The 24,782-nt window shown below is 47.6% G+C and carries 22 protein-coding genes; 4 read left to right on the forward strand and 18 right to left on the reverse strand.

What is annotated here, in order from left to right; translation table 11 throughout:
• Window positions 1–156: 156 nt before the first annotated feature.
• The 10 genes from AB4114_RS24225 to AB4114_RS24270 all read right to left on the reverse strand — a co-directional run bounded on the left by AB4114_RS24225 (window position 157) and on the right by AB4114_RS24270 (window position 10,538).
• A complete protein-coding gene (locus tag AB4114_RS24225; RefSeq protein ID WP_441990755.1) occupies window positions 157–1,632 on the reverse strand; it encodes an amidase family protein in 1,476 nt (491 codons plus the stop codon).
• 134 nt (window positions 1,633–1,766) lie between these two features.
• Complete coding sequence (locus AB4114_RS24230; RefSeq protein ID WP_441990756.1) at window positions 1,767–2,639, reverse strand: DinB family protein; 873 nt, start codon at window positions 2,637–2,639, stop codon at window positions 1,767–1,769.
• A 69-nt stretch (window positions 2,640–2,708) separates the two neighbouring features.
• The gene (locus tag AB4114_RS24235; protein ID WP_056617588.1) at window positions 2,709–3,371 is read right to left on the reverse strand and encodes a bifunctional 2-keto-4-hydroxyglutarate aldolase/2-keto-3-deoxy-6-phosphogluconate aldolase; all 663 of its coding nucleotides are present in this window, start codon (window positions 3,369–3,371) and stop codon (window positions 2,709–2,711) included.
• A 64-nt stretch (window positions 3,372–3,435) separates the two neighbouring features.
• Window positions 3,436–4,401, reverse strand: a complete 966-nt coding sequence (locus tag AB4114_RS24240; protein WP_441990757.1) for a sugar kinase — start codon at window positions 4,399–4,401, stop codon at window positions 3,436–3,438.
• A 195-nt stretch (window positions 4,402–4,596) separates the two neighbouring features.
• A complete protein-coding gene (locus tag AB4114_RS24245; RefSeq protein WP_441990758.1) occupies window positions 4,597–5,463 on the reverse strand; it encodes an inositol monophosphatase family protein in 867 nt (288 codons plus the stop codon).
• Between the two features lie 195 nt (window positions 5,464–5,658).
• Window positions 5,659–6,429, reverse strand: coding sequence for an enoyl-ACP reductase FabI (gene fabI / locus AB4114_RS24250; RefSeq protein WP_028555353.1), 771 nt, complete (start codon window positions 6,427–6,429; stop codon window positions 5,659–5,661).
• Window positions 6,430–6,526: 97 nt separating this feature from the next.
• Entirely contained in the window at window positions 6,527–7,516 is a 990-nt protein-coding gene (uvsE, locus tag AB4114_RS24255) for a UV DNA damage repair endonuclease UvsE (protein WP_441990759.1), read from the reverse strand.
• A gap of 491 nt (window positions 7,517–8,007) precedes the next feature.
• On the reverse strand, window positions 8,008–8,325 hold the full coding sequence (locus AB4114_RS24260) for a hypothetical protein (RefSeq protein ID WP_441990760.1): 318 nt from the start codon (window positions 8,323–8,325) through the stop codon (window positions 8,008–8,010).
• Between the two features lie 7 nt (window positions 8,326–8,332).
• On the reverse strand, window positions 8,333–9,475 hold the full coding sequence (locus AB4114_RS24265; RefSeq protein WP_441990761.1) for a D-alanine--D-alanine ligase: 1,143 nt from the start codon (window positions 9,473–9,475) through the stop codon (window positions 8,333–8,335).
• Window positions 9,476–9,515: 40 nt separating this feature from the next.
• Window positions 9,516–10,538, reverse strand: coding sequence for an amidase domain-containing protein (locus AB4114_RS24270; RefSeq protein WP_441990762.1), 1,023 nt, complete (start codon window positions 10,536–10,538; stop codon window positions 9,516–9,518).
• Window positions 10,539–10,773: 235 nt separating this feature from the next.
• Here AB4114_RS24270 and acnA point away from each other — a divergent pair, with 235 nt between their 5' ends.
• Window positions 10,774–13,491 carry an aconitate hydratase AcnA gene (acnA, locus tag AB4114_RS24275; RefSeq protein ID WP_171629457.1) on the forward strand — a complete coding sequence of 906 codons (2,718 nt, stop codon included), beginning with the start codon at window positions 10,774–10,776 and terminating at the stop codon, window positions 13,489–13,491.
• Window positions 13,492–13,720: 229 nt separating this feature from the next.
• Window positions 13,721–14,389 (forward strand): spore cortex-lytic enzyme, encoded by a 669-nt coding sequence (gene sleB / locus AB4114_RS24280; protein WP_441990763.1) that lies wholly within the window; start codon window positions 13,721–13,723, stop codon window positions 14,387–14,389.
• Between the two features lie 113 nt (window positions 14,390–14,502).
• On the opposite strand, the gene AB4114_RS24285 is transcribed toward sleB, so the two are convergent.
• The 3 genes from AB4114_RS24285 to AB4114_RS24295 all read right to left on the reverse strand — a co-directional run bounded on the left by AB4114_RS24285 (window position 14,503) and on the right by AB4114_RS24295 (window position 17,868).
• Complete coding sequence (locus tag AB4114_RS24285) at window positions 14,503–15,420, reverse strand: hypothetical protein (protein ID WP_441990764.1); 918 nt, start codon at window positions 15,418–15,420, stop codon at window positions 14,503–14,505.
• Between the two features lie 121 nt (window positions 15,421–15,541).
• Window positions 15,542–16,438 (reverse strand): cation diffusion facilitator family transporter, encoded by an 897-nt coding sequence (locus tag AB4114_RS24290; RefSeq protein ID WP_441990765.1) that lies wholly within the window; start codon window positions 16,436–16,438, stop codon window positions 15,542–15,544.
• Window positions 16,439–17,124: 686 nt separating this feature from the next.
• On the reverse strand, window positions 17,125–17,868 hold the full coding sequence (locus tag AB4114_RS24295) for an IclR family transcriptional regulator (RefSeq protein WP_056617559.1): 744 nt from the start codon (window positions 17,866–17,868) through the stop codon (window positions 17,125–17,127).
• 297 nt (window positions 17,869–18,165) lie between these two features.
• Between AB4114_RS24295 and AB4114_RS24300 the strand changes: the two genes are divergently transcribed.
• Window positions 18,166–19,191, forward strand: a complete 1,026-nt coding sequence (locus AB4114_RS24300) for an alpha/beta hydrolase (RefSeq protein ID WP_441990766.1) — start codon at window positions 18,166–18,168, stop codon at window positions 19,189–19,191.
• 794 nt (window positions 19,192–19,985) lie between these two features.
• Window positions 19,986–20,111, forward strand: coding sequence for a hypothetical protein (locus tag AB4114_RS24305; protein ID WP_441990767.1), 126 nt, complete (start codon window positions 19,986–19,988; stop codon window positions 20,109–20,111).
• Between the two features lie 567 nt (window positions 20,112–20,678).
• On the opposite strand, the gene AB4114_RS24310 is transcribed toward AB4114_RS24305, so the two are convergent.
• The 5 genes from AB4114_RS24310 to AB4114_RS24330 form a co-directional block, all read right to left on the reverse strand.
• Complete coding sequence (locus AB4114_RS24310; protein ID WP_441990768.1) at window positions 20,679–22,004, reverse strand: deoxyguanosinetriphosphate triphosphohydrolase family protein; 1,326 nt, start codon at window positions 22,002–22,004, stop codon at window positions 20,679–20,681.
• Window positions 22,005–22,265: 261 nt separating this feature from the next.
• A complete protein-coding gene (gene folE, locus AB4114_RS24315) occupies window positions 22,266–22,853 on the reverse strand; it encodes a GTP cyclohydrolase I FolE (protein WP_171629464.1) in 588 nt (195 codons plus the stop codon).
• A gap of 25 nt (window positions 22,854–22,878) precedes the next feature.
• Window positions 22,879–23,100: a YneF family protein gene (locus tag AB4114_RS24320; RefSeq protein ID WP_056617548.1), complete on the reverse strand. Its 222-nt coding sequence runs from the start codon at window positions 23,098–23,100 to the stop codon at window positions 22,879–22,881.
• Window positions 23,101–23,178: 78 nt separating this feature from the next.
• Window positions 23,179–24,210, reverse strand: a complete 1,032-nt coding sequence (locus tag AB4114_RS24325) for an HD-GYP domain-containing protein (RefSeq protein WP_441990769.1) — start codon at window positions 24,208–24,210, stop codon at window positions 23,179–23,181.
• A 34-nt stretch (window positions 24,211–24,244) separates the two neighbouring features.
• Complete coding sequence (locus tag AB4114_RS24330; RefSeq protein WP_441990770.1) at window positions 24,245–24,781, reverse strand: methylated-DNA--[protein]-cysteine S-methyltransferase; 537 nt, start codon at window positions 24,779–24,781, stop codon at window positions 24,245–24,247.
• Window position 24,782: the final 1 nt, after the last annotated feature.

The raw sequence follows: 24,782 nt of genomic DNA on the forward strand, positions 1-24,782 counted from the left end.
TTGGCTAATAATGCGCGAGAGCTTCGGAATCTTCCCTACGCTTCCTCCGAGTTAGTTGGTTTTTCCGACTAAACTCTCCCTGAAACTTTCGTACCACTATTGGATAGATCTGTTGTTGTATTTTTAAGCTAAACATGTTGCTCTCTCACATTCTTCTTATCCTAAATCAGGCGGAACACGGTGATGGGTAGCTTGCTCGAAGCCGTAGGCTATTTTGATCAAAGTAGGCTCACTGAAGGCTCTGCCTGAAAAAACAACACCAAAAGGCCCCTTGGTCGATTGCCCACGCGCGTCGATAACTCCCTCTTCGGCATATCCGGCCGGAACCGAAATCAACGGGTAGCCCAATCGCGCCGCGATATACAGGCCATCCACATCTCCTGGGAGCAAGAGCGCATCCAAGTCGTCCCTATCCAGTGCATAGTCGATTCCTTGCTGGAGAGGCAGTTCCCTATATGCTTGTATCTTCTGTAGATAGGTTTCCTCCGTCAAGGTCGTTTCTTGTGAGCGAACGAGTGTGTCCTGCCCGAATTGCAGAGCAGCCTCTGCATGGTTGTTGTTATACGCAATCAGCTCTTCCAAAGAGTGAACAGGTATGTCTTTAGCCAGTTGCGATAAATAGGCATTCAAGCCTTTTTTAAATTCATACGTGATGGCGTCATTGTTCCAGTTTTGCTGTTCCACGTGTAAGCTAACCGGATCTACGATTGTTGCGCCTTCCATGGTTAGGGTTGCAATAGCGGCTTCCATAATGGCTAGTCTTTCCTTGTCCAAATGTTGATAGTAATGCCGCGGTATACCGATTCTGGCCTGTCGCACAAAACTCGCATCCAAAAACGGTGTGTAGTCTTGTAATGTCACTTTACTGCTCGCTAACGTAGCCTGGTCCTCGCTATCAGAACCCGTTAATGTCCCTAACAAAATAACAGCATCCTTCACTGTCCTCGCTATTGGCCCAGGGGTATCCTGGCTGCTTGAAATCGGAATAATACCCGCACGGCTCACTAGACCAACAGTAGGCTTGATCCCCACGACATAATCCTGACTTGCCGGTCCAACAATAGAACCTGCTGTCTCTGTTCCTATCGAAGCAGCACCTAGATTTGCAGCTACTGCAGCCGCCGAACCTGAGCTAGACCCGCTCACGAACATTTCCCCGGGACCATAAGGGTTAAGCACTTGCCCGCCGCGTGAACTATATCCTGCAGGCATGGAGCTAGACATAAAATTCGACCATTCCGACATATTCGTTTTTCCCATCAAAACGGCACCTGCCGCTCGCAGCTTCGCGGCTACAAATGAATCCTTAGCCGCATACGAATCCGCCAGCGCAATCGAGCCAGCACTTGTATGCATATTATCGTGTGTATCGATGTTATCTTTTAGAAGAATCGGTATCCCGTGCAAGTTCCCTCGGCTCCCTGATTCCTTGCGTTCTTGATCTAAGTCCTTTGCGATTTGAATCGCGTCGGGATTGATTTCTAAGATTGAATTAATTGTAGAATCATACTTGTTAATTCGCTCTAGATATACACGAACAAGCTCCTCCGAGGTTACTGAGCCTGTCTCCAAGGCCGCTTGCATACTTGCTATATCCGCCTCTACAATCCAATCCTTTAGATGCTTAATCACTTAATCGACTCCCTACTGCCTTCTTGGGTAACTTTCTTGTTGTATCCAACTTACCATAAGTTGGGATAGGGCACATATAGAAAGATTTACTATAGCTGAATTAGGCGGCAGGCAGTTCCCTGAGCATGTATCCCTTACCTACGAACCCCATGCAGCTCACAAATTCGCTCGATAGCACGCAAATGATGCTTGGCATGTCCAGCCATCATTTTCAGCAATTGGGCAACGGATTCTTCCCGACTCGTCGTTCGTATGGTGCGGTCTAATGCGTCTGGAAGATACTTGCACAGCCCAATAACATGCTGCCTTGCCGCTCCAAATAGCAGGACTTCGGCAGCGATTGGCCTCTGTGCATAGTGGAGTCCCCGATGCCAATCATCTGGTTGAAACGCATTCCCCGTATACATCCGCCCCGGCTCCGCAAGTGCAAATTTTACTTTATGCAGGGCGATCAGCTCCAAATCGATCAGATGCAGCACATGCTCACGAATCGACCACTTGTCGTGTACTTCACGTAAGTTAAGCTGTGCATCGGATAAGCCGTCGATCGCTTGATGTAACTCTTCCACGCCCGCTTCATACATCTTCATAATCTCGATATGGGATGGGAATAGCTCTTCCCAGTAGACCAGTGTATACCCATCAATGGTCGGAACATGGCGTTCACGAATATGCTCTGATTCCTGACTCCCTATAGCCTGCTGATAGCCTCTGGCGAGCAATTTCGACTCCACGTCAGTTACAGAAGCTACACCGATGTAAACAAGGCTTCCAGCTTGTGCTGCGCTGTAATTCGCTCTTAACCAACGTTTCAGAACCCCACTTGCTTCATATCCCTTCACGACCAGAACAGCCTCATCTGCTGTATCACCAATGTGCAGCAATGCCGCACAGCACCCCTCGTCCCGCTCAAGCAACTCCCAGCCTAGCTGGCTCCTATAAAAAGCTATCGACGCCTCCAAATTGCTCACACTGAGCAATAATCTAGCCTGACCGCTATGCTCCATCTGCCCTGCCTCCATTTCCGCACAAAAAAATACGCTCCGTCCTAATTTCGACGGAGCGCATGCAAATGCCTACTTCTTGGCCGCTTGGTAGGCCTCGATATATTGAGCAGCCTTCTTCGCAACAAGGCTGTAGTTTCCTGTTTTGACCGCTTCGCTGGTCAAATCGGAGCCGATGCCGACGGCAACTGCGCCGGCCTGGATCCATTCGCCGAGGTTGCTCAGCGAAACCCCGCCAGTAGGCATAATGTTCGCCTGTGGCAGCGGACCTTTAATGGCCTTAATCATCGCCGGGGAGTACAGATTACCCGGGAATAGCTTCACGATGTCCACGCCAAGCTCAAGCGCGGCTTGGATATCCGCAATGGTCATGCACCCTGGCATGATCGGCACACGATACCGGTTACACAGGGTAACCGTGCTTGGGTTCAAAGACGGGCCGACAACGAACTCGGCCCCGCTAAGGATCGCGGCACGCGCCGTTTCGGGGTCAAGGGCTGTGCCCACCCCGATAATCGCGTACTTGGACGCGTCCTTCGCTGTGCTCGAGTAGCGCTTCGCAAGCTCCTCGATCGCGCGCAGCGCGAAAGGCACGGTCATCGTGACTTCGATGACTTTGATACCGCCGGCGATCGCTTGATCCGCCATTTCGACGACTTCTTCTGGTGTATCTCCGCGTAGGACGGCAACTACGCCCTCATTTGTAATTTGCTGAAGTAATTGAAGTTTCTTCACTGGTCATCTTCCCTTCTATGTGTAAGCCTAATATGAGTTATGTTTCATAACGTCTTTCAAACAATTAACGTTCAATATGTTTAATGTTATTAAGTACCGCTTCCACTTGCTCCCACGTCGGAGCGCCTTCCCAGTCGCCTTCCGTCTGCACGATCATGGAACCCACCAAATTCCCGATGCGAACTGCCTCAGGGTACTCGTACGCTTTCAGCACGCCCACCAAAAAGCCCGCACAAAACCCATCGCCCGCACCCACGGTATCAACGACTTGCTCTGCTTTGAAGTAAGGCACGGTTGTAATCGTATCCGCCGTCACGACATACGTCACATCTTCTCCACCTTTGACAATGGACACCGCCGACAATTCGCGCAGCTTGCTCACGATGACATCCCAGTCTTCGGTTTGGTACAGCAACTTCAGCTCATCCAAGCCTGGCAGGAAAATATCCGCCAATTTCGCCAGCTCCAGCAGCACAGGACGCGCCTCTTCGATGCTCCACAGCTTCAAGCGCAAATTCGGATCAAAGCTAACCTTCACGCCATGCTTACGAGCCAAGCGAACAGCTTCAAAAGCTGCCTCTCTGCACGACTCACTAAGTGCCGGTGTGATACCGGTAATATGCAATATTTTGGCCCCAGCGATGTATGCCTCATCCAAATGTTTCGGGCTCATCTGACTTGCTGCTGAGTTTTTGCGATAGTAGTAAACGGACGTTTTGCCCATGAGAACTTCACGCATCATGAGTCCTGTTGGCGCATCGGGAGTCAATTCCGCACGGGAAACATCGACACCTTCACCACGGATTTTTTTGAAAATCATACGACCTAACGGGTCCTTACCCAGTCTGCCGAACCAACCTACCTGACCGCCAAGACGTGAAATGCCGATCGCCACATTGCTCTCTGCACCGCCAAACAGGCTATGCAGCTCCGATGAGTACTCTAAGCCCTTACCACCTGAAGGCATGAGTAGTGCCATTGTTTCTCCAAACGTAATAATATCTGGTCCTGATCCTGTATTTACCGACATAGAAGCACTCCATCCATTCCGATCACGACTCGCGTGTCCCGTTAATTGAAACGTTTAAATAAATGAGATATCTCATATTATAGAGGATTTCAACGGATTTCACCAGACTTTTACGACGGGCTGCCTCCGTTCCAAATAGAGGAAAAAACCTCTTGCTGGGTCATCCCTCAGGGAACGACCTGCAAGAGGTTTTTTTCACTTCACATATCCTGTCGCTTCAGCTACTGCGAGCTCGTTTTGGAGCTCCTCGTGAATACGTCCATTCGTTGCCATCACGTTACGAACGCCCAAATGATAAGGCTTGCCTTCCGTATCCGTCACACGGCCGCCTGACTCTGTAATGAGCAAGGCACCTGCTGCAATGTCCCAAGCATTGAGTCCGATTTCCCAAAAGCCGCTAAGACGCCCAGCAGCCACATAGGCCAAATGCAGCGCAGCGGAGCCTGCCACACGGATGTTACGAACTTTCGGCGAAAGCGCCTGAACGCCTTTCATATTAATAGGCAACGCTCCATCACGGTCAGCTGGGAATCCAGTAGCGATTAAACTGGTAAGCAGCGTCTCCTCTTCGGAGACCTCTGTCTTTTTGCCATGCATGTAAGCGCCTTTCCCCTTCTCAGCAACGAATAATTCGTCGCGTGATGGGTCATATACAACGCCTACGATGACTTCACCTTTATGCGCTAATGCAATCGACACGGAGAAGAATGGGAATCCATGAACGAAGTTCGTCGTGCCATCAATTGGATCCACGATCCAGAGATACTCTTCATCGCTCATTTCTTGCAGTGCTTTGGCTGACGCCTCGGGTCCTGGCTCTACGCCTTCCTCCCCAAGGATGGAATGGTTAGGGAAATGCGTCATAATCAAATTACGAATCAACTTCTCGGAACCTTTATCGACCTCTGTCACCAAATCCTGTGCAGAGTACTTCGTCCCCACATGATTAATATCTCCAAGCTTGGTTTTGATCCACTGACCTGCCTTAGCTGCCGTATTAATGGCTACAGCTGTAAAACTTTTGCTACCAACAACGAATGTTTCCGCGCCACCATTTACCATATATATCAACTCTTTCTTTTCATTAATTTAGATATTACGTTAAGTATAGTAAATTATACGTTTCTAATACTAGTGCGTTTCATCCTAATTTATTCGTACATTTTCACATTGGCACGGAAATTCATATAAAAAAACCGTATCGGCACCAAAGCCGTACGGTTTTCTATCTTCTTTTATCTATGAAAATAAAACCTTTTATATACCAACGATGTGGTATCCGCCGTCTACATAAATAACTTCGCCTGTGATTCCACGGGACAAATTGCTCATAAGGAACATCGCCGTATCACCAACTTCAGCTGTATCTGTTGTTTTGCGAAGTGGAGCTTTCTCTTCGACTTGACGCAGGATGGAGTTGAAATCCTTGATGCCTTTGGCAGCCAACGTACGGATCGGACCTGCCGAGATTCCGTTAACGCGAATACCGAATTGGCCAAGATCTGCCGCGAGGTAACGAACGCTAGCTTCAAGCGCAGCTTTGGCAACGCCCATCACGTTGTAGTTCTTCATAGCGCGCTCTGCGCCAAGGTACGTCATCGTCATGATGCTTCCGCCTTCGGTCATCAGCGGGTAAATGCGTTTGGATACGGCTACTAGGGAGTAAGCACTGATGTCATGCGCAAGCGCGAAACCATCGCGTGATGTGTCCACGAACAGCCCGTCCAACTCTTCTGTTTTGGCAAAAGCAATACTATGAACAAGTCCATGCACGACTCCGAACTTCTCTTTGAGTGCAGAAGCCAAAGTATCGATTTCTGCATCTACGGTTACGTTACAAGGCATCAACGTGGAGCCTGGGATCGTATCGGCAAGCTTGCGTACGCGTTCCTCAACGCGCTCGTTTTCGAACGTGAACACCAAATTAGCGCCTTGTGCGGCTAAAGATTGTGCAATGGCCCAAGCGATACTGCGGTCATTAGCAACACCCATTACAAGTATATTTTTTCCGTTTAACAATTGACTCATGGTTCGTAGAAGCCCCTCTCACAATGGCATGGTTAGTCATTAGATCTACCTTCCAAAGTACCCCATTTTGTCCAACAATTCAAGAAAAATATGGGATTTAGAGCTGTAGCGACGCTTCATCGAGGGCTGTGACGCCTTCTTGTTCCTTGAGGTCCTCCATGAGCTTGAAAAGTGCGCTATCCTTCATCTTCGCTTCGATCATAATATCCAGTTTCGGTGTGATGGGGGCTATAGCTTTCAGAAAATTGTATAAAGGCCCTACCTCCACATAGTCGGCATGACTTCTTGGTTCTGTTTCGCCTTTGGGACTGGAAACGTGAATTTTGGGTGGGAGTGAGGATGATGCCTCATCTAGATGCAAGCGCGCACGCGTTAGCCAGGTTTCTTGAATGCGCGGCCACAGCTCGACTGCGTCTTCGCCATTGTTGTTGACTGTATGATGATGCACATCCAGAACCATTGGAGCACCGACTTCCTCAGCAATCTCGAGCGTCTCTAGAGCATTGAAGGTTTTGTCGTCATTTTCGAGCGTGATTCGTCGTTGAATCGGAATACGCATGGCGGTGAAGTTTTGGACAAATCGCTTCGCGGATTTACTTTTATCCCCATAGGAACCGCCAACATGAATGTTGCACATCGCTTCCATCCCAAGCCCCATGGCGTTTAGCATGGCGGAGTGACGCTCCAAATCTTCGACCGATTTCTGGAGCACATCCTTTCTCGCGGTACTGAGCACGGTGAAGTGATCGGGATGGAAGCTGACGCGCATGTTATTCTGCTTGGCGTAGCTGCCAAGTTCCTCAAATTCTGCCGATAAGGCAGGGATCGGATCCCAATCACCCAGCATCTCGTGACCAATCAGCGGAATGAAGCGTGAGGAAAATCTGAACACCATGATATCATGAGCACGATTATGTTTGAGCAGACGGAGCGTATTATGTAAGTTCTCAGCGCCGATGCGCTGCAGCTTGCGAATAGCTGCCTCGCGATCGAGCAGCTTGCTGAAGTTTGTTGCCGTCATCGTCTTGGACGGGGAAGCATTCTTTACCACAGTGGACATGGCTACGTATCCTAGGCGAATAAGCATGTTCGGTTAACCTCCAGGTTCGTTTGCAAATGGATTGTATTAGATTACCCTTGCGAAAAGGTGTACATACCAGAAAAGGCTCAAGCGATTCGCAAATATAATTAACTGGAAAAAGTACAGCTATTTTGAAGGGATTTCTTCGAACACTCGAATTAACTGTAAAATATGTAGGTAAAACTGCCTTTTTTGTTCAGATCGGGTAAAATGGTTAAAATTAACTGGAGGTTGTCCATCTATTCTGTTTTTATTCGGAAAATCTAGATTATTAACTGTAAAAAATCCATCTATTTATCAGGCGACAGGATAATTCCACGAAATTCCTACCCGATTACTTCTTTTCTAACTCAGCAAAACATACACCTACTTCTACACATTCCCATCTCAACTTGCAACCAGCATGCCACACATCAGCAGGCCATATGAAATAAGCATCGCTTGACCAAAGGCCCTAACATACAAAAAACACCGACCCTCGAAAGGTCGGTGCTTCTTTAAGCTTGCTCTCCGAAAAACATTTCGAACGCAAGCGAGGTCTGAATGCGAGCTTCTTCCTCGGTTAACCGCCGGATTAGCTCCATTTCCACTTGTGTAACCTCGTCACCTTGGAAATTGATTTCCGCGATGGAGGCAACGATGCGCACGATGGCGATCGCTTGGTTCTCAGGCGTGTACGCGATAACCTTCTGGCCTGTCGGGAAAACGCGGAAGCCGCTTTTTACCATTTTGCCGCGGCCATACTCCAGCAGCTCGTAGAGCTCTTGCTCGGACTTAAACTTACAAACTGAATTGAATTCCGTTTGAAATCCCATGGCTTATCTACTCCGCATCGAAAGAATATTGGATATTTTGTTTAGCTGCATGGCGCTCAAGCGCCAAACGAATGAGATCATCCAGCAGCTCTTTATAAGGTTTACCTGTCTCTTGCCATAGCAATGGGTACATGCTGAATGGGGTGAAGCCAGGCATCGTATTGATTTCATTGATATAGATTTTCTGATCGATTTTGCCTAGGAAAAAGTCCACACGTGACAACCCGCTGCCATCCACCGCCAAGAACGCACGAATCGCCAGCGCTCTGACTTCATCCGATATCTCTTGCGAAATCTCGGCAGGAATAATCATCGCTGATTTACCGTCCAAATATTTGGCTTTATAATCGTAGAATTCGTTCGAAGATACGATCTCACCTACGACAGAAGCGATAGGCTCATCATTCCCCAGAACGGCAACTTCGATTTCACGGGCATCGATATTCTCTTCAATAATCACTTTGCGATCGTATTGGAAAGCAAAAGCAACGGCCGCGATCAGCTCTTCTTGATTTCTCGCTTTGGAAATCCCAACGCTTGAGCCTAAGTTAGCCGGCTTCACGAAACATGGGTAACCAATCGCTGTTTCCAGCTCCATGAGGTKGTAATCGCGGTTCTTTTCCCACTCGGTACGAGTAAAATGACGGAAAATGCACTGTGGAAGTCCTTCCTGCGCGAAAACCTTCTTCATCATGACTTTATCCATGCCGACAGCAGAAGCCAGTACACCAGCACCTACATAGGGGATATTCGCCATTTCCAAAAGTCCTTGAATCGTTCCATCTTCCCCGAACGTTCCATGTAAAAGCGGGAATACGACATCTAATCCGAGATCCTCCGCTCCAGCGGTTGTAATAGAAGAAACAGCTACGTCACCCTTCGTTTGAATACCGCCGAAAATTGGGGACAGTGCGTTGGAAGCTGGAGCACCAGCATCGTCCGTACTGAAGGTCAGCGCTTCCTTGGACTCAGCAGGACCCAAAAGCGGCGTTCCGCTTCTCCACTCACCTTTTTTGGATATATAAAACGGTGTTATCTCATATTTCGTGAAGTCCACAGCTTTCATAACTGCCAATGCTGTTTGCAAAGACACGTCATGCTCACCGGATTTCCCTCCATAAATTAAACCAATTCGTATTTTGCGGCTCATTACGTACCTCCGTCTAGTATTTACAAATCTCTATGCCATCTTACATTTCATCAGCAACATGAATGAACATGTATTTCGTCCGTTCTGACCAAGCAGGTGAATCCTTGTATGCCCAGTACCGATTACGGCTATTAAAGGTATGCGCATTAACGAGCGGCATCCCATTGGCATCTTTACCTATAACGATTGTGTTGTGCTGGAAACGGCCGTCGCCATCCCAATCATAGCTGATGGTGTCTCCTGGCTGTAGCTCCCAAGCGTCCTTGACGACTGTACCTGTCAAACCATGCTTATGTGGACGCTCAAGGTAATGATGCAAGCTGTTGGCTACTGCCCAACTATAGCTCCAAAGCTCTTGATTTCCTTTTTTGCCAGCATACCACCAGCCCGATTCCCTTTTCCCAGTATAGTCCATTGGAGCCCCGCCTGCAAAGAGGCATTGCGAGACATAGTTCGTGCAATCTACTTCAAAATACTCATAACTAGGATTCGGTGTTTGCCACCATTTTTCCGCATATTGGACGGCTTTGGGACGATTATAAATGATTTTGCGGTGAGCGGATTCCAGACCACTCGTATTGCGTATACTAGGATTGATATAAGGAAGAGATGGTGAGCTGCGCTGGGTGTCTAGGAACGTTTCATTCTCTGACAAATGGAAGCTGCGGCCGCGGCTAGGCTGAGACTTTTCGCTTTGTACGAGCTCCGCACTTTGAACTTTCCAGCCTGAAACATTTTGCTCAATGATCACTCGTTCTGATTCTATACGCTCCTCCTGATGTTCTATCAAACCAATTTGATAGGTCAAAAACCGATGCAACTGGATATCCGCAATAATACCATATGGCAATTCCTTAACACCTTGCATACGGAGCTTGGTTTCTCCGCGCAGCAGCTTAGCGTCACGTTCTCGGTAACTGTTCAGGAGCCTTCGCACCTTGACATCCTGTTTCCGTACATAAGCGCTGTCCGAGACAAATGCTTCCAAGGGTGCGGATGAGCCCTCAAGCTCAGCCTGATTTTTCGCATGAACGTAATTGTAGAGCGCTGTTTTCCAGGACATCTTGGTATCCCTCCTTAGCTTTTATTAAGGCATGGAATAGGTTTCATTAGGACAAGCCCGAATTGCTTTGAATTGATTCAATATATGACATTTTGATGGTAAAAATGATTGAAATTAATCTTTACTCACACGTGGCGAAGCGCTATACTTGAGGTAGAGGGAATTATGAAATCGAGTTTCACTAGATGAAATTCGATGGCATGGTTAGATATTATCATTTGAGGAGGAACTACCTATGTCCAATAAGGACTCTTTTTCTGTGCGCAAGCAGTTAACTGTCGGCACGAAATCGTTCCAGTATTACAGCCTTCCTGACTTTGAAAGCCAAGGTCACGGCACGATCACCAATCTTCCTGTTTCCATCCGCGTTTTGCTTGAAGCTGCTATTCGTCAATTTGACGGTCGCGCGATTACAAGTGAGCACGTGAAACAAATCGCTGGCTGGGCTGAAGGCCGCGATGAGAACAAAGAAATCCCTTTCATTCCTGCTCGTATCGTTCTTCAAGATTTCACAGGCGTTCCAGTCGTCGTTGACCTTGCGGCAATGCGTGCGACTATGGCTCGTGAAGGTGGAGATCCTAGACGTATTAACCCACTAGTTCCTGTTGACCTTGTAATTGACCACTCTGTCATGGTTGATGCTTTCGGTTCCCCGGATGCACTCGAAATGAACATTAACTTAGAATTCGAAAGAAACGAAGAGCGTTACCGCTTCTTGCGTTGGGCACAAACAGCATTCGATAACTTCCGTGCAGTGCCACCTTCAACAGGTATCGTTCACCAAGTTAACTTGGAGTACTTGGCATCTGTTGCAGCAACGAAAACAATTGACGGCGAAACTGTCGTGTACCCGGATTCCCTCGTAGGTACAGACTCCCATACAACGATGATCAACGGTCTTGGTGTTGTAGGTTGGGGCGTTGGCGGTATCGAAGCGGAAGCTGGTATGCTTGGTCAACCTCTATACTTCGTCGCTCCAGACGTTGTTGGTTTCAAATTGACTGGTCAATTGGCAGAAGGCGCTACAGCGACTGACTTGGCGTTGACAGTTACTCAAATTTTGCGTAAAAAAGGCGTTGTTGGTAAATTCGTTGAGTTCTTCGGTCCTGGACTAAGCAACATTTCCTTGGCTGACCGTGCAACAGTTGCGAACATGGCTCCTGAGTACGGCGCAACAATCGGTTTCTTCCCTGTCGATAACGAAACATTGAACTACTTGCGTGCTACTGGCCGTGAGGAAGAGCAAATCGCGCTTGTTGAAGCTTACTACAAAGCACAAGGCATGTTCCGCACAGACAGCACACCAGATCCAGTGTTCACAGATGTTCTTGAGCTTGATCTTAGCACGGTAGTTCCAAGCTTAGCTGGTCCTAAACGTCCGCAAGATCGCGTAGAACTTACGAACATGAAAGAATCTTTCAACGCTATCATCCGTACACCGATCGAAAAAGGCGGATACGGCTTGACGGAAGAGAAAGTGGCTGAAGTTGTTGATGTTGTATATCCAAACGAAACCGTTAAAATGGGTACTGGCGCAGTCGTCATCGCGGCGATTACTTCCTGTACGAATACATCCAACCCAAGCGTTATGATCGGTGCTGGTCTCGTAGCGAAAAAAGCGGTAGCTCTTGGTTTGAAAAAACCAGCTTTCGTAAAAAGCTCTTTGACACCTGGTTCCCTTGTTGTTACTGAGTACCTGATTAAAGCAGGCCTTCTTGAGTCCCTAGAAGCTCTTGGCTTCCACGTTGCTGGTTACGGCTGTGCAACTTGTATCGGTAACTCCGGTCCGCTTCCAGACGAAGTAAGCAAAGCGATTATCGACAACGATATGACCGTTGCTGCTGTTATCTCCGGTAACCGTAACTTCGAAGGCCGCGTGCATGCACAAGTAAAAGCGAACTACCTTGGATCACCTCCATTAGTTGTTGCTTATGCTCTTGCAGGTACTGTGAACATCGATCTTGCGACAGATCCAATCGGTAATGACCACACTGGCAAACCTGTCTACTTGAAAGATATCTGGCCTACAAACCAAGAGATTCAAGATGCTCTTAACATAGCTATGAGCCCTGACATGTTCCGCGACAAATACAGCAATGTATTCCGTGCGAATGAGCGTTTCAACCAAATTCAAATTCCAGAAGGCGATCTGTACGAGTTCGACACGAACTCCACATACATCCAAGAGCCTCCTTTCTTCACAGACCTAGGTACCGTTCTTGATGATATCGCAGATATCCGCAGCGCCAAAACACTAGCACTTATGGGCGATTCCGTAACAACGGATCACATCTCCCCTGCTGGAAACATCAAAGTAGACAGCCCTGGAGGCCAATACTTGATCAACCATGGTGTAAAAAGAGAAGACTTCAACTCCTACGGTTCCCGTCGTGGTAACCACGAAGTGATGATGCGCGGTACGTTCGCGAACATTCGTATTCGTAACCAAGTGGCTCCAGGAACTGAAGGCGGCGTTACAACTTACTTGCCAACTGGCGAAGTCGAGTCCATCTATGATGCTTCCATGAAGTATCAAGCTGAAGGCCAAAACCTTGTCGTTATCGCAGGTAAAGAGTACGGAACTGGATCTTCCCGTGACTGGGCAGCTAAAGGTACTTTCTTGCTAGGCGTTAAAGCAGTTATCGCTGAAAGCTTCGAGCGTATCCACCGTAGTAACCTTGTTGGAATGGGTGTTCTTCCACTTCAATTCGTTAACGGCGAAAGCTGGAAAACGCTAGGAATTACGGGTCGCGAGACTTTCGACATCACTGGCCTTAGCAACGACGTACAACCAGGTTCAACAGTAAAAGTAACTGCAACTCGTGAAGATGGCACTAGCTTCGAATTCACAGCTCTTGTGCGTTTGGATAGCTTGGTAGACGTAGACTACTACCGTAACGGTGGTATCCTGCAAACCGTTCTTCGTTCGATTCTTGCGGAAAACAAAAACTAATTATATACACTCAATAACCAGCAAACACACAAAAAAAGCTCGGGATTGCCTTCATGGCAGTCTCGGGCTTTTTCCTATTTATGGGAATAACAATGATTAATTTGCTCGTTTTAATAAAAAAATGACCCTGCTCAACCCTTAGAGCCCCAAGAGATTGACTTACATTTCCAAAAACTGCGGGTTGAGACGAGGTATACTGGCACTTATACTGAGGAAAGCGAAAGGGGAGATGAAGATGATGTTGATTAAAAAACTAGTCGTAGTCGCACTCGTAGCTTCCTTTGGTTTAGGGATGAATGCAGGTACGTGGAGCCCGAAGGCATCCGCAGCAGAAGCTACGACTTTAAAGCAAGGTACACAAAATGGTGACGTATGGGACGCACAATTCCGACTAAAAACTTTAGGCATTTATGAGCCTTCTATAGATGGAAAATATGGTCCGATTACAGCCGCGGCAGTTCGTAACTTCCAAACGAATTATGGACTTAGCGTGGATGGGATCGTTGGTGCGAAGACGTGGGAGTACTTGCGTAAATTCACAGTGAATCAAGCAGAGCTCGATATGCTGGCTAAAGTCATTTATAGTGAGGCACGCGGAGAATCCTATGAGGGTCAAGTAGCTGTTGGAGCGGTTGTTATGAACCGACTAAAATCCAGTCAGTTCGAGAATACCATTCAAGGCATCGTGTTCGAAGTTGGTGCTTTTACCGCAGTCAGCGATGGCCAATATAATTTAACGCCGGATAGTCAAGCTTATAAAGCTGCCTTAGAGGCTGTTCGCGGCTGGGACCCAACGGGTGGCGCGCTTTACTATTTCAACCCGAAAACAGCGACAAGCTCATGGATCTGGACTCGTCAACAGACGCTACAGATTGGGAATCATATTTTTGCGAAGTAACATGTGTGCGAATCGTGTGATGAACGCGATGTATAAATAAAAAACACCTCTATATGGAGCCGCAAATGCGAGCTCGTGTGTAGGGGTGTTTTTTTGTCACAATGAGTTGCTTCCTACACTTGTTCCGCTAACTCTTTCATGTGCTCCATAACTTCGAGATGCACATTGCGAATGATGCTTTTCGTCCACATATCAAAATAAAGGGATGGCTTCACCTTTAAATCATACCAGCTTGTGCCTACTAATGTCGTAGTCCCGTCACCATTATCTTCTAGGATGAATTGTCCTTTAGACAAGCTTATATGCCCTAAAATTTCTGGATCGTCAGGCAACTTCGTAATCGCGAAGGTTAGCTTTCGGTTTTCTTCATATTCTACGATTCTCTCATCGAATACAATGCCGTTGCTGAAAATACACTTACGCTCTGCGCCGACATAATGGCCTTCTGCCGTGGATTGAATGGGGCTTGGCAAGCCAATTTTAAATAACCAATAGTCAGGCTCTGACGTAATGGGTGAAAATGCCGTGACATTTTGCCATACGACTTCGGGTTTCGCATGTATGAGAATTCGGTCGGTAACCTGGCTTTCACCAGGTTCGGCTGTGATGATATTTGTAAATACGAGAACGGTCATCGCCCCAAGAATACTGACGTTTAACGTTGTTTGGTTCCATTTGAACATCAGTTTACCCATCAGAACCCCAAGTAAAATAAAGAGATAAATCAGTGGAGCCACGATAATAAGACAAATATAGCCCTCGCCCATCATGAAATAACTATAAATTAAACCCACAACTAGATTAAGAAATGCGTATCCAAAACACGGACCAACTGTGACGCGGTGTTTTCGCCAGAAAAAAGCATTAATGATGCCCATGATGAATGGAAGTAAGACGAAGTCGGACAAGATCAATATTCCTTCTACACCTGTAGCTAGTTTGATGATATAGGCGGTCAACAGCATAAAGAAGATTCCACATCCGTTTGCCACCGCGATACCTATCCAAATGTCTTTTGCTCTTCGACTCAAAGCTTTCACTCCTTTAAACTGTAACGTAGACGTTGTCGATAAGATGCTATGACTAATCTAACGCGAATCGGAGTGATTGTAAATAATATCCAAAAACAATGTAAAAAGCCGACGCAACAACTCAGGCGTCAGCTTGCTCTTCATACCAAGGATTTAAGTGGACTAGTACCTCATCCACATCACTATGGGCTTCTTTGATTTTCTGCTTAATGCTGCGACTAATGTCGTGACCTTCTTGGATCGACAATTGGCCCGGAATGCCAAGCCTCGCATCAACTAATATGTAATGACCATGTTCCCTCGCACGTAGTCGATCAATCCGCTTAACTTCTGGCACACCTCGGATTAACGCAGCATACTGCTCGATATAGGCAGGACTAACACTTCGCTCCATCAAAATATCAAAGGATTCGCTGCCCATTTCGTAGGCTAACTTCAATACAAGGAAAGAGACGATGATCCCCGCTACAGGATCTCCGTACGCCAAGTAGCTAATATTGTAATGATCTCCGAGTAATGCTAGACCAATCCCTACAGAAGCCGCTATAGAGGCGTACACGTCCGCTAAATGATCGTAGGCTGTGGCTATCAACCCTTTGCTATTGAGCTGCTTTCCTATACGCATCGTGTAGACATAGAGAATTTGTTTCCATACGAGGGAAACAACAGCTGCGCAAAGGGCAATGATATGTGCCTCTCCTGCTGCCTCGAACAGGGCATGTATGGAGTGATAGCCCATATAGATCGCGGCTAAGCCCAGTATTATTGCAACGATAAAAGCACCGAGCACCTCTGCTTTTCCATGCCCGTAAGGATGATCGACATCCGCTGGTTTGGAGGATACTCGCATGGAGCTGTAAGCTGTTGCTGTCGCGATGACATCCCCAGCGTTATGAATACCGTCAGCAATCAGTACTTGGCTATTGAACAGAAGGCCGACGATGATTTTGATGGCGGTCAGCACGATGTTACTGGCCAAGCTTATCCAAATCGCCAGCATCGAGGCTGTCTTCTTCATGGTTTGCCCACTCCCCTTCCCATGTTTAGTATGGCTTAACGGCGGCAAAGCATCCGTCTATGTTGGGCGATTTAGATGGGGACTTGGGTTGGGAGTGGGAGGGACGTGATGGCGACAAACATAGTGTCGATGGAGTAAAGTAATTGATTTTCTGAGAACTCTCACGTCTTCAAATCCAATAACCCTGTCAAAAATGCAAAAGAGCACTTTTCGAATGGATTCCGCTCTCGTTATTGGAAATTGATGCAAATAGGCATCTATTTGGAGTGATTTCAGGAGATTCTCATGAAATACGTTAAAAAGGTTGCCTATTTGCACGCATTTGTCAATTCCAACCATAAATTAGTAGAAAAGGTTGTATTTTTGCATTTTTGAGAAAGGGGAGAGACTCTCTCTAAACCCCGCTTTGTCTCCACGCCTCCCCCTGCTCTCCCCATGCCAGCAGCACCCGTCTGGAATCCCACTCACTCACCTCACCTATCCTAACAACATTGGGGATGCGATGGGACGATGGGGGCAGGAGGTCCGTACGGGTTGCACGGGACAGGAGAGCCAGGGCGCGGCAGCGCAATGAAAAAGCAGTAATAAGCAAGTTTACCTTGCTTATTACTGCTTAGATCAGAGGCTTATCGCGAGATAAGACCACCGCGATTGCTTATGTACTGCAAGATGGCCAACGATACCGCTTAGCGCAGCATCGTGCCCATCCGGCGCGCCGCCTCCATAATCGTCGGCGCCTGCTCTTGCATCAGCTCCAGCGTGAGCCTGTTCGCTGGACCTGAGACCGCGAGGGCGGCCACTAGTCGGCCGCCGCGGTCGAGAATCGGCGCGGACACAGCCGCCGCGCCAGGCTCGCGCTCTTCGACGCTCGTGGCGAAGCCCGCGCGTCGTGTGTCGCTGAGCTGCTGCAGGTACGCCTGCGTGTCTAACCCTGTCGGCCAGTCGGCCGAGGTTAGCAGCTGCTCCAGCAGCCCTGGCTCAGCGAAGGCGACGAGCACCTTGCTCGAGGCGCCGACGTAAAGCGGCATTCGCGCCCCGACAGGGGCCACACGGCGAATGGCATGGTTGCTCTGCACGGCTTGGATGCGCACGCGCACCAGGCCGTCCTGCACGTACAGCGAGATCGTCTCGCCGAGCTGATCGCGCAGCCGTTCCATCTCCGGCAGCAGAATGATGCCGGGGTCTCCCTCTTTGGACAAGTTAGCCGAGAGCTCCCAGAGCCGGTAACCCAGTCTGTACTTATCCGTCGCTTCATCACGCATGATGAAGCCCTTGCCTTCAAGCGATGCGAGAAGGCGATGCACGGTGCTTTTGTGAAGCTGCACACGTGTAGCAATTTCGGTTAACGTCAATTCTGACGCCCCCGTGAAACAAAGCATAATATCTAAAGCGCGCTCAACAGCACGCACGGTCAGCTTGCCATCTTCCATAGAAGAGTCACCACCTTTATAAGCCAAACTGTTTCACTATATGAAACCTTGTTATGTTCAGTATAACGAAACTACGTGGAGCCGTAAAGGTCAAACACCTCTTTTTCCCATTATTACAGAACCGTTACAATAGGCTTACAAATGCCGCATCCACATTGACTTGTAAGCGCATTCAGAATAATATTAAGTTATAGAAATATTTATCAGAATATTTAAACAATTAATTCTCCCTTCCAATTTCACACCTCTAACTAGCGAAATTTCACATACACATCTTCACGGAGGGAGGCTTCATCGATGTCTACTACTACACTACATCCTGTAACGGGATCGCTGCAACCCACTCTTGATCAGGTTACACAACCTTTTTTACGCAGGAAAAAGCTAATCGCCACATCTTTTTTAGCCTTATTAATTCTATGCACCTCAGTCGTACTCATCTTCCACGCTTACATTGCTTGGACTTTGGCTAGGCCACATATTGAGCCTCTACATTCGAATCCGATGAAAGCTGTCCGACTTCCTTATACGAACATTTCGTTTCCGAGTCTAAACGGTAAATCCAACTTAGATGGCTGGTTCATCCCAGCAGCAGGCTCGAGTAAAACTGTCATTTTCTCACATGGTTATGGCGGCAATCGTGAAGAAGAATGGGTTCCTTTGTACACCTTAGCCCGCGAGCTTCATAAAAAGCAGTATAATGTTCTCATGTTTGACTATGGCTACGTGAATCCCACAAGTAGTCGCCTCATGACCGGCGGTGTTCAGGAATCCCAAGAGCTGCTTGGGGCCATTGATTACATCAAACAGTCCACTGGTGGTTCAATCTTTATTTGGGGCTTTTCCATGGGGGCAGGCACTGCCTTACAAACTGCTCTACAGCAAAACGGAGATATTTCAGGGATGATCCTAGACAGCACATTTCTGCTGAACTCAGACACCCTTTATCAAAATATGAATCAAGTCGTACATCTGCCAAAATACCCTTCTCTCCCACTTGTTCGTTTATTCTTCCCGTTACTTAATGGCGTAAGCTTGCATGACGTGCCTTTCACTAAAGTAACTACAACATCATATGAGATGCCGATCTTCCTGATTCATGGCACAAATGATAACAAGGCTCCTCATCTTTTAGTCGAGGCTATGTTCAAGCAGCAACACAATACCGCCTCTAAGCTATGGATTCTCCCTAACGCACAGCATGAACTTCTGTACCGAGCTGAGCCCAAAACGTATGTGAGCCGCACGATGGACTTCCTCGGCAGTATTGAACCATCGGCCACATCCGAGCACGTTAACGCTGGTATTCCCTCCTCCCTATAAAATCGACCTCTGATGAGGTCGGTATTTTTTTGCCGTTTTATCGGCTTGCACGCCTATACAAACCTATACGAAAAAGAGGCAAGCAACGCTTACCCCTCATCAGCCAAATCAGCCAAACTCTCAACCGCATGCTCCTGTGTCGCTACTTAACTGGAAAACCTACAGCTAATTCTGACTTATTTTATTGATTATTAAATTTAGATGGAAAAGGTACAGCTACATGTCGCGGTTTCCGCTAATTCCCCTTAAAACCGCTAAATTAACTACAGGAAATCCATCTAAACTTCCTAAATGTGAAAAACTTGCTAGATTAGCTGTACTAAATCCATCTATTTGCACGCGGCGGGGGTGGTGGATTTGTGCTGGTGGGTGGTGGGGTGTGATGAGTGACAAGCGGCTACTGGTGGGTTACGGTTTGTTAAGTGACAAGTGGCTGCTGGTGAGTTACGGTTTATGTTAAGTGACAAGCGGCTACTGGTGAGTTAAGGTTTATGTTAAGTGACAAGCGGCTACTGGTGGGTTACGGTTTGTGGTAAGTGACAAGCGGCTACTGGTGGATTACGGTTTGTGGTGAGTGACAAGCGGCTACTGGTGGGTTACGGGTTTGTTAAGTGACAAGCGGCTACTGGTGAGTTACGGTTTGTGGTAAGTGACAAGCGGCTACTGGTGGATTACGGTTTGTGGTAAGTGAGAAGCGGTTACTGGTGGATTACGGTTTATGTTAAGTGACAAGTGGCTACTGGTGGGTTACGATTTGTGGTAAGTGACAAGCGGCTACTGGTGGATTACGTTTTGTGGTAAGTGACAAGCGGCTGCTGGTGGGTTACGGGTTGTGGTATGTAAAAAGTGGCTACTGGTGGGTTACGGTTTGTGGTAAAGTGACAAGCGGCTACTGGTGGATTACGTTTTGTGGTAAGTGACAAGCGGCTACTAGTGAGTTCCGGTTTATGTTAAGTGACAAGCGGCTACTGGTGGGTTACGGTTTGTGGTAAGTGACAAGCGGCTACTGTTGAGTGATGGTTAGTGGTGAGTGAAAAGTAGCTAGTTACTTAGGTCCTTACTTAGACCCTGGACTCACTATACTCTTGTGCATTACACTCCGTATGCGCTTCGATCCAAGTGCCCCATGTATGCCCATAACAGCCAACTTAACTGGAAAACCTACAGCTAATTTTGGCATATTTCGTTGATTTTTGAATTTAAATGGAAAAAGTACAGCTAAATGTTGCAGTTTCCGCCATTTCCCCTTAAAACCATCAAATTAGCTACAGGAAATCCATCTAATCTTCCTAAATGAGGAAAACTAGATTGAATAGCTGTATATAATCCATCTATTTGCGCTCTAGCGGCGGCTGGTTGGTGGAAGAGAGGTGGCGAGGTACTTGTGGCTACTTGTAAGGTACTTCCTGGTGCTTGTGGCTACTTGTAGCTACCAGCACCCACTCACATCTACTTGCAGACAGAACTTGAGTGGGCACGCCACCCACTCAATCCATCTCGTAAATCGAGCCCGATTTACTCGCGAACAACTCCGCGTATACCTTCTCGGCATACGCATCGGTCATGCCCGAGATGTAGTCCGCGACGAAGCGCGGCCAGCTCCAATTACTATTCGTGCTGCGCCGCTCGTAGCTATCGATCCAGTCGGGCGGGATGATCCATTGCCCTTTGTCTTTTTCGATGAAGCTGTCCCAGAGACGCTCGACGATGATCTCGCTGCGCTTTTGCAGGCGCAGGACGCGGAAATCCTTGATCAGCGTGACCCACGCCAGCTTCTTGAGGATCTCCATCGTGCGAAGCAAATCCATATCCTCTGCGCCGTCTTTGACGAGGGCGACCTTCTTCCAGCCACGATCCGTATCGTCGATGATGTCGAGGCGGCTCGCGAAGGAGCTGACCCAGCGCGCTTTCATCTCTCTGCGCGTCCGTGATTCCTCGCGGTTGCACTCAGCAAAAATAAGCTCCCATTGCTCCAAATAATCATGCAGAACCCGGCGCACCATCTGCTCAATATCAACTTGCTCCCAGCCGAATTTATGCTGATTGGGATCGTTCAATATCTCCATCACGAGATGTCGAATCAATCGTTGATCCTCGAAAAAGGTAGCGTTCATTTGAATTTTGCCTGCCCGAATGCCATCCTCGATATCGTGCGTAGAATACGCAATATCATCGCAGAGGTCCATCAATTGCGCTTCCAATGTGGAACAACCGACAGGCATTTTCCAAATGTCACGAAGCTCCTGAATGACGTCCCACTCTGCCCCGTAGACACCCTTGAGACGTCCCTCTTCCTCGATCAAAAAAGGATACTTGTTGATACCGAGAAGCACAGCTGCCGTCAGATCCAGGCCACTCTCGCTACCTGCTCGTTTTTCAAGAAACATGAGGATCCGGAAGTTTTGCGCATTGCCCTCATATTTCAAGCCGTGATCCCTCATCAGGATATGATTGAGCACTTCTTCGCCCTTATGTCCAAAAGGCGGGTGACCGAAGTCATGCGCTATGGATGCGCACTCGACAACGGTCGGATCGATGATCAGGCCTGGGTGCTCTCTTTTGCTCAAAAAGGGATTCGTCCGCTCTAAACGCTTCGCCACTTCTCGTGCAATCTGTGCAACCTCCAAGGAGTGCGTCAGACGAGTCCGATAGTAATCTCCCGAACCGGCCCCGAACACCTGAGATTTCCCTTGTAGACGCCGAAAAGTTGGTGACTGAATCAACCTTGCATAATCCCGTTCAAATTCATCCCGTTCTTCACTCCATTTCGAGGAAGCTGCCTCACCAGGCCGATATTTACGTATGTTGTTCATATGCTTGCCTCCTCTAGCCCTCTAGCGCAGTAGGGCGCCGTTCTTACCTGTATCCTGCTGCTGGGGCGATTCCTCACACTGCTATCAGTTTATGCGAGAGCATGTACGATAGTCACCATTCGACCCCCTGATGCAGAAGGATTATATTTTTAAAAGAATACTATATTCTCCATTCCCCAACAAGCCCAACCTGGTGCACAACTGAAAAAAGGGAATGATGCACAAGACCATTGTCTTCGTGCACATTCCCCGGTGCTCTTATTATTTTAATAATGATAGAAATTCCGAACGCAGTGTTGCATCCTTACGGAAAGAGCCGCGCACCGCAGATGTTACGGTTTGACTGCCGTATTTCTTCACGCCTCTGGCGCACATGCACATATGCTCGCCTTCAACGACAACCATGACGCCATGCGGCTTAAGCACATCGAATAGAATGTCAGCAATTTCTGAGGTAATACGTTCTTGTACTTGCAGCTTGCGTGTAACGACATCAACTAAACGAGCAAATTTGCTGAGACCAGCCACTTTACCGCTTGGCAAGTAACCAACATGGACTTTGCCAAAGAAAGGCGCCATATGGTGCTCACACTGGCTGTAGTAAACGATATCTTTGATAATAACTAGCTCTTCATGCTGTTCATCAAAAGTAACACCAAGTACTTCGCGAGGATCTGCTGCATACCCTGCAAAAATCTCTTCGTACATACGCGTTACACGAGCTGGCGTATCCAACAGACCTTCGCGATCTACATCTTCACCAATCAGTCGCAAAATTTCACGGACATGCCCTTCAATCTGCTCGCGATTTTCTGCAACTAATCCATTTTTATAATCGATGGATGCCATCTTCTCTACCACTCCACCCTATTTCTTATTTCCGCTTTTGGTTGAAATTTTGGTTCTTCATCATCTGTTGTGCTTTATTCAATTGTTGCTTATTCATGTTGTAACCCATTTGCTTCGCCATTTTGGCTAGCATTTCAGGATTGTTTTGCATGGATTCCAGCTGTCTCTTCAAATAGAATACACCAATAAAGAAACCGCCAACCAAACCTGCAATCAATGTGAGAATGGGAATTAAATAACTCCACATAACCTGTGCCCCCTGCTTGTACATAGTTAGAATAGAATGCTTGTTCTATCATATCATTTCTGTTCCACGGTTTACAAATTAAAGAACTTGTTCAATGAATAAAGTCGTTTCCTTCGCCAGATCGATCTCTTTGATGTCCAACACTTTATCTGTGGCATCCTGCTTCACAATCCGAATAATCGGGCGCGTTGGAAGTCCTCGATGCTGACCAACGACAACGCCAGTCTCCCGATTCGTCAATCGAACCGAAGTTCCCGTCGGATAGATCGAAACAATTTTCAAAAATTGAATCAACACATCGCGATCCAGCTTCGTTTCCGCCAACGCCAGCATATATTCACAGGCTTCATGCGGCAGCTTGCGGCGTCCTGCAGACATATCAAAGAGTAAGTTGTCGTACATATTGGCGACGGCAGTGATTTTGGCATAGAGATGAATATCTTCGCCCATGATCCCTCTCGGAACGCCTTCTCCATTCAGAGCCTCATGATGCTGAAAGGCAACATGTGCAATGAGCAGATTGAACTCACGCTTATTCTTCAATAGCTCAAACCCACGCCACGTATGATGTCGCCGCGGATCCTCCGATTCATCGTCTGTGAGCAGCTCCACTTTCCCAATATCATGCAAAAGCGCCCCCATAGCGAGATCCTTCAATTGGGTCGCATTCATCCCCATATTCATCCCGATGAGTACAGCCATCATACAGACGTTCATGGCATGGATATACATTTGATTATCCTGCGTCCGAATGTCATTCAACTGTACGAGAACATCACGATTTTTCATAATCTCATCTAGTAGTGTGTTGATGGACATGCTGACGTTGCGCGAGTTGAAATCTTTCCCTGACTGAATAGACGCGAACGTCTGCCCCATCTGTGTCATGACAAGACGCTTCGTTTCATCCGATAGGATTTCTGGGATCTCCACATCTTCTAGGTTCGGGTCTTTGATATAAATCATCGTCACGCCAATTCGATTCAGCGTATTAATCATAAAAACGGTTAGCTGCACATTCTCCGAAAGCAAAATAGCCCCATTGCTGGCATATATCGTACGTCCCAGGAATTGACCGGACTCCACCGAATCCAAATGCACATATTTCATAGGATTCACTCCACAAGTTGTAGTTGTTGAACTTCTAGGTTAGCAATGATCGTTGTTCCAAATCTAATAGGTGCACTTTGGTCGGAAGGCCCCCGCCATATCCTACAAGATCGCCGTTTGCGCCAATGATCCGATGACATGGGATGATGACAGGAATGGGATTCTGATTGTTCGCTCCCCCTACGGCTCTAACTGCTTTCGGCGAGCCAATCGCTTCCGCTATATGTTTATAGGATGCTGTCTCCCCATAAGGGATCGTTTGCAAAGCCAGCCATACACGCTTCTGAAAATCTGTTCCTTGTAGATCCAGATCCCCTTCAAAGCTCTCTCGTTCTCTCTTAAAATACTGCGTTAACTGCTCAGCTACGGGTGCTAGCTGCTCCGCATTTTCGCTGAGCTCAAACGCCCCATACCAACGACTTGCCCACTGCTCTCGTTGTTCTCGATTCTTCTCATAGGTACCGAACTCGACTTTGCAAAGGCCCTGTGGGGATGCCACAAGCACGAGGGAACCGATAGGCGAGTCGATCTCGGTATAGATGAGCAAGACTGCTTCTTGCGGTTGTTTCATT

The organism is Paenibacillus sp. 2RAB27, from assembly GCF_052115445.1.
GTDB lineage: Bacteria > Bacillota > Bacilli > Paenibacillales > NBRC-103111 > Paenibacillus_E.

Bases quoted from the DNA above. Each gene is read 5' to 3' on its own strand.
- AB4114_RS24320 (WP_056617548.1), bottom strand. From the start codon at position 23,100: ATGTGGAGTTATTTAATTCCCATTCTCACATTGATTGCAGGTTTGGTT.
- AB4114_RS24245 (WP_441990758.1), bottom strand. From the start codon at position 5,463: ATGGTAAATGGTGGCGCGGAAACATTCGTTGTTGGTAGCAAAAGTTTT.
- sleB (WP_441990763.1), top strand. From the start codon at position 13,721: ATGAAGATGATGTTGATTAAAAAACTAGTCGTAGTCGCACTCGTAGCT.
- AB4114_RS24270 (WP_441990762.1), bottom strand. From the start codon at position 10,538: ATGTCCTGGAAAACAGCGCTCTACAATTACGTTCATGCGAAAAATCAG.
- acnA (WP_171629457.1), top strand. From the start codon at position 10,774: ATGTCCAATAAGGACTCTTTTTCTGTGCGCAAGCAGTTAACTGTCGGC.
- AB4114_RS24330 (WP_441990770.1), bottom strand. From the start codon at position 24,781: ATGAAACAACCGCAAGAAGCAGTCTTGCTCATCTATACCGAGATCGAC.
- AB4114_RS24295 (WP_056617559.1), bottom strand. From the start codon at position 17,868: ATGGAAGATGGCAAGCTGACCGTGCGTGCTGTTGAGCGCGCTTTAGAT.
- AB4114_RS24230 (WP_441990756.1), bottom strand. From the start codon at position 2,639: ATGGAGCATAGCGGTCAGGCTAGATTATTGCTCAGTGTGAGCAATTTG.
- uvsE (WP_441990759.1), bottom strand. From the start codon at position 7,516: ATGCTTATTCGCCTAGGATACGTAGCCATGTCCACTGTGGTAAAGAAT.
- AB4114_RS24260 (WP_441990760.1), bottom strand. From the start codon at position 8,325: ATGGGATTTCAAACGGAATTCAATTCAGTTTGTAAGTTTAAGTCCGAG.
- AB4114_RS24310 (WP_441990768.1), bottom strand. From the start codon at position 22,004: ATGAACAACATACGTAAATATCGGCCTGGTGAGGCAGCTTCCTCGAAA.
- fabI (WP_028555353.1), bottom strand. From the start codon at position 6,429: ATGAGTCAATTGTTAAACGGAAAAAATATACTTGTAATGGGTGTTGCT.
- AB4114_RS24325 (WP_441990769.1), bottom strand. From the start codon at position 24,210: ATGAAATATGTGCATTTGGATTCGGTGGAGTCCGGTCAATTCCTGGGA.
- AB4114_RS24240 (WP_441990757.1), bottom strand. From the start codon at position 4,401: ATGTCGGTAAATACAGGATCAGGACCAGATATTATTACGTTTGGAGAA.
- AB4114_RS24300 (WP_441990766.1), top strand. From the start codon at position 18,166: ATGTCTACTACTACACTACATCCTGTAACGGGATCGCTGCAACCCACT.
- folE (WP_171629464.1), bottom strand. From the start codon at position 22,853: ATGGCATCCATCGATTATAAAAATGGATTAGTTGCAGAAAATCGCGAG.
- AB4114_RS24290 (WP_441990765.1), bottom strand. From the start codon at position 16,438: ATGAAGAAGACAGCCTCGATGCTGGCGATTTGGATAAGCTTGGCCAGT.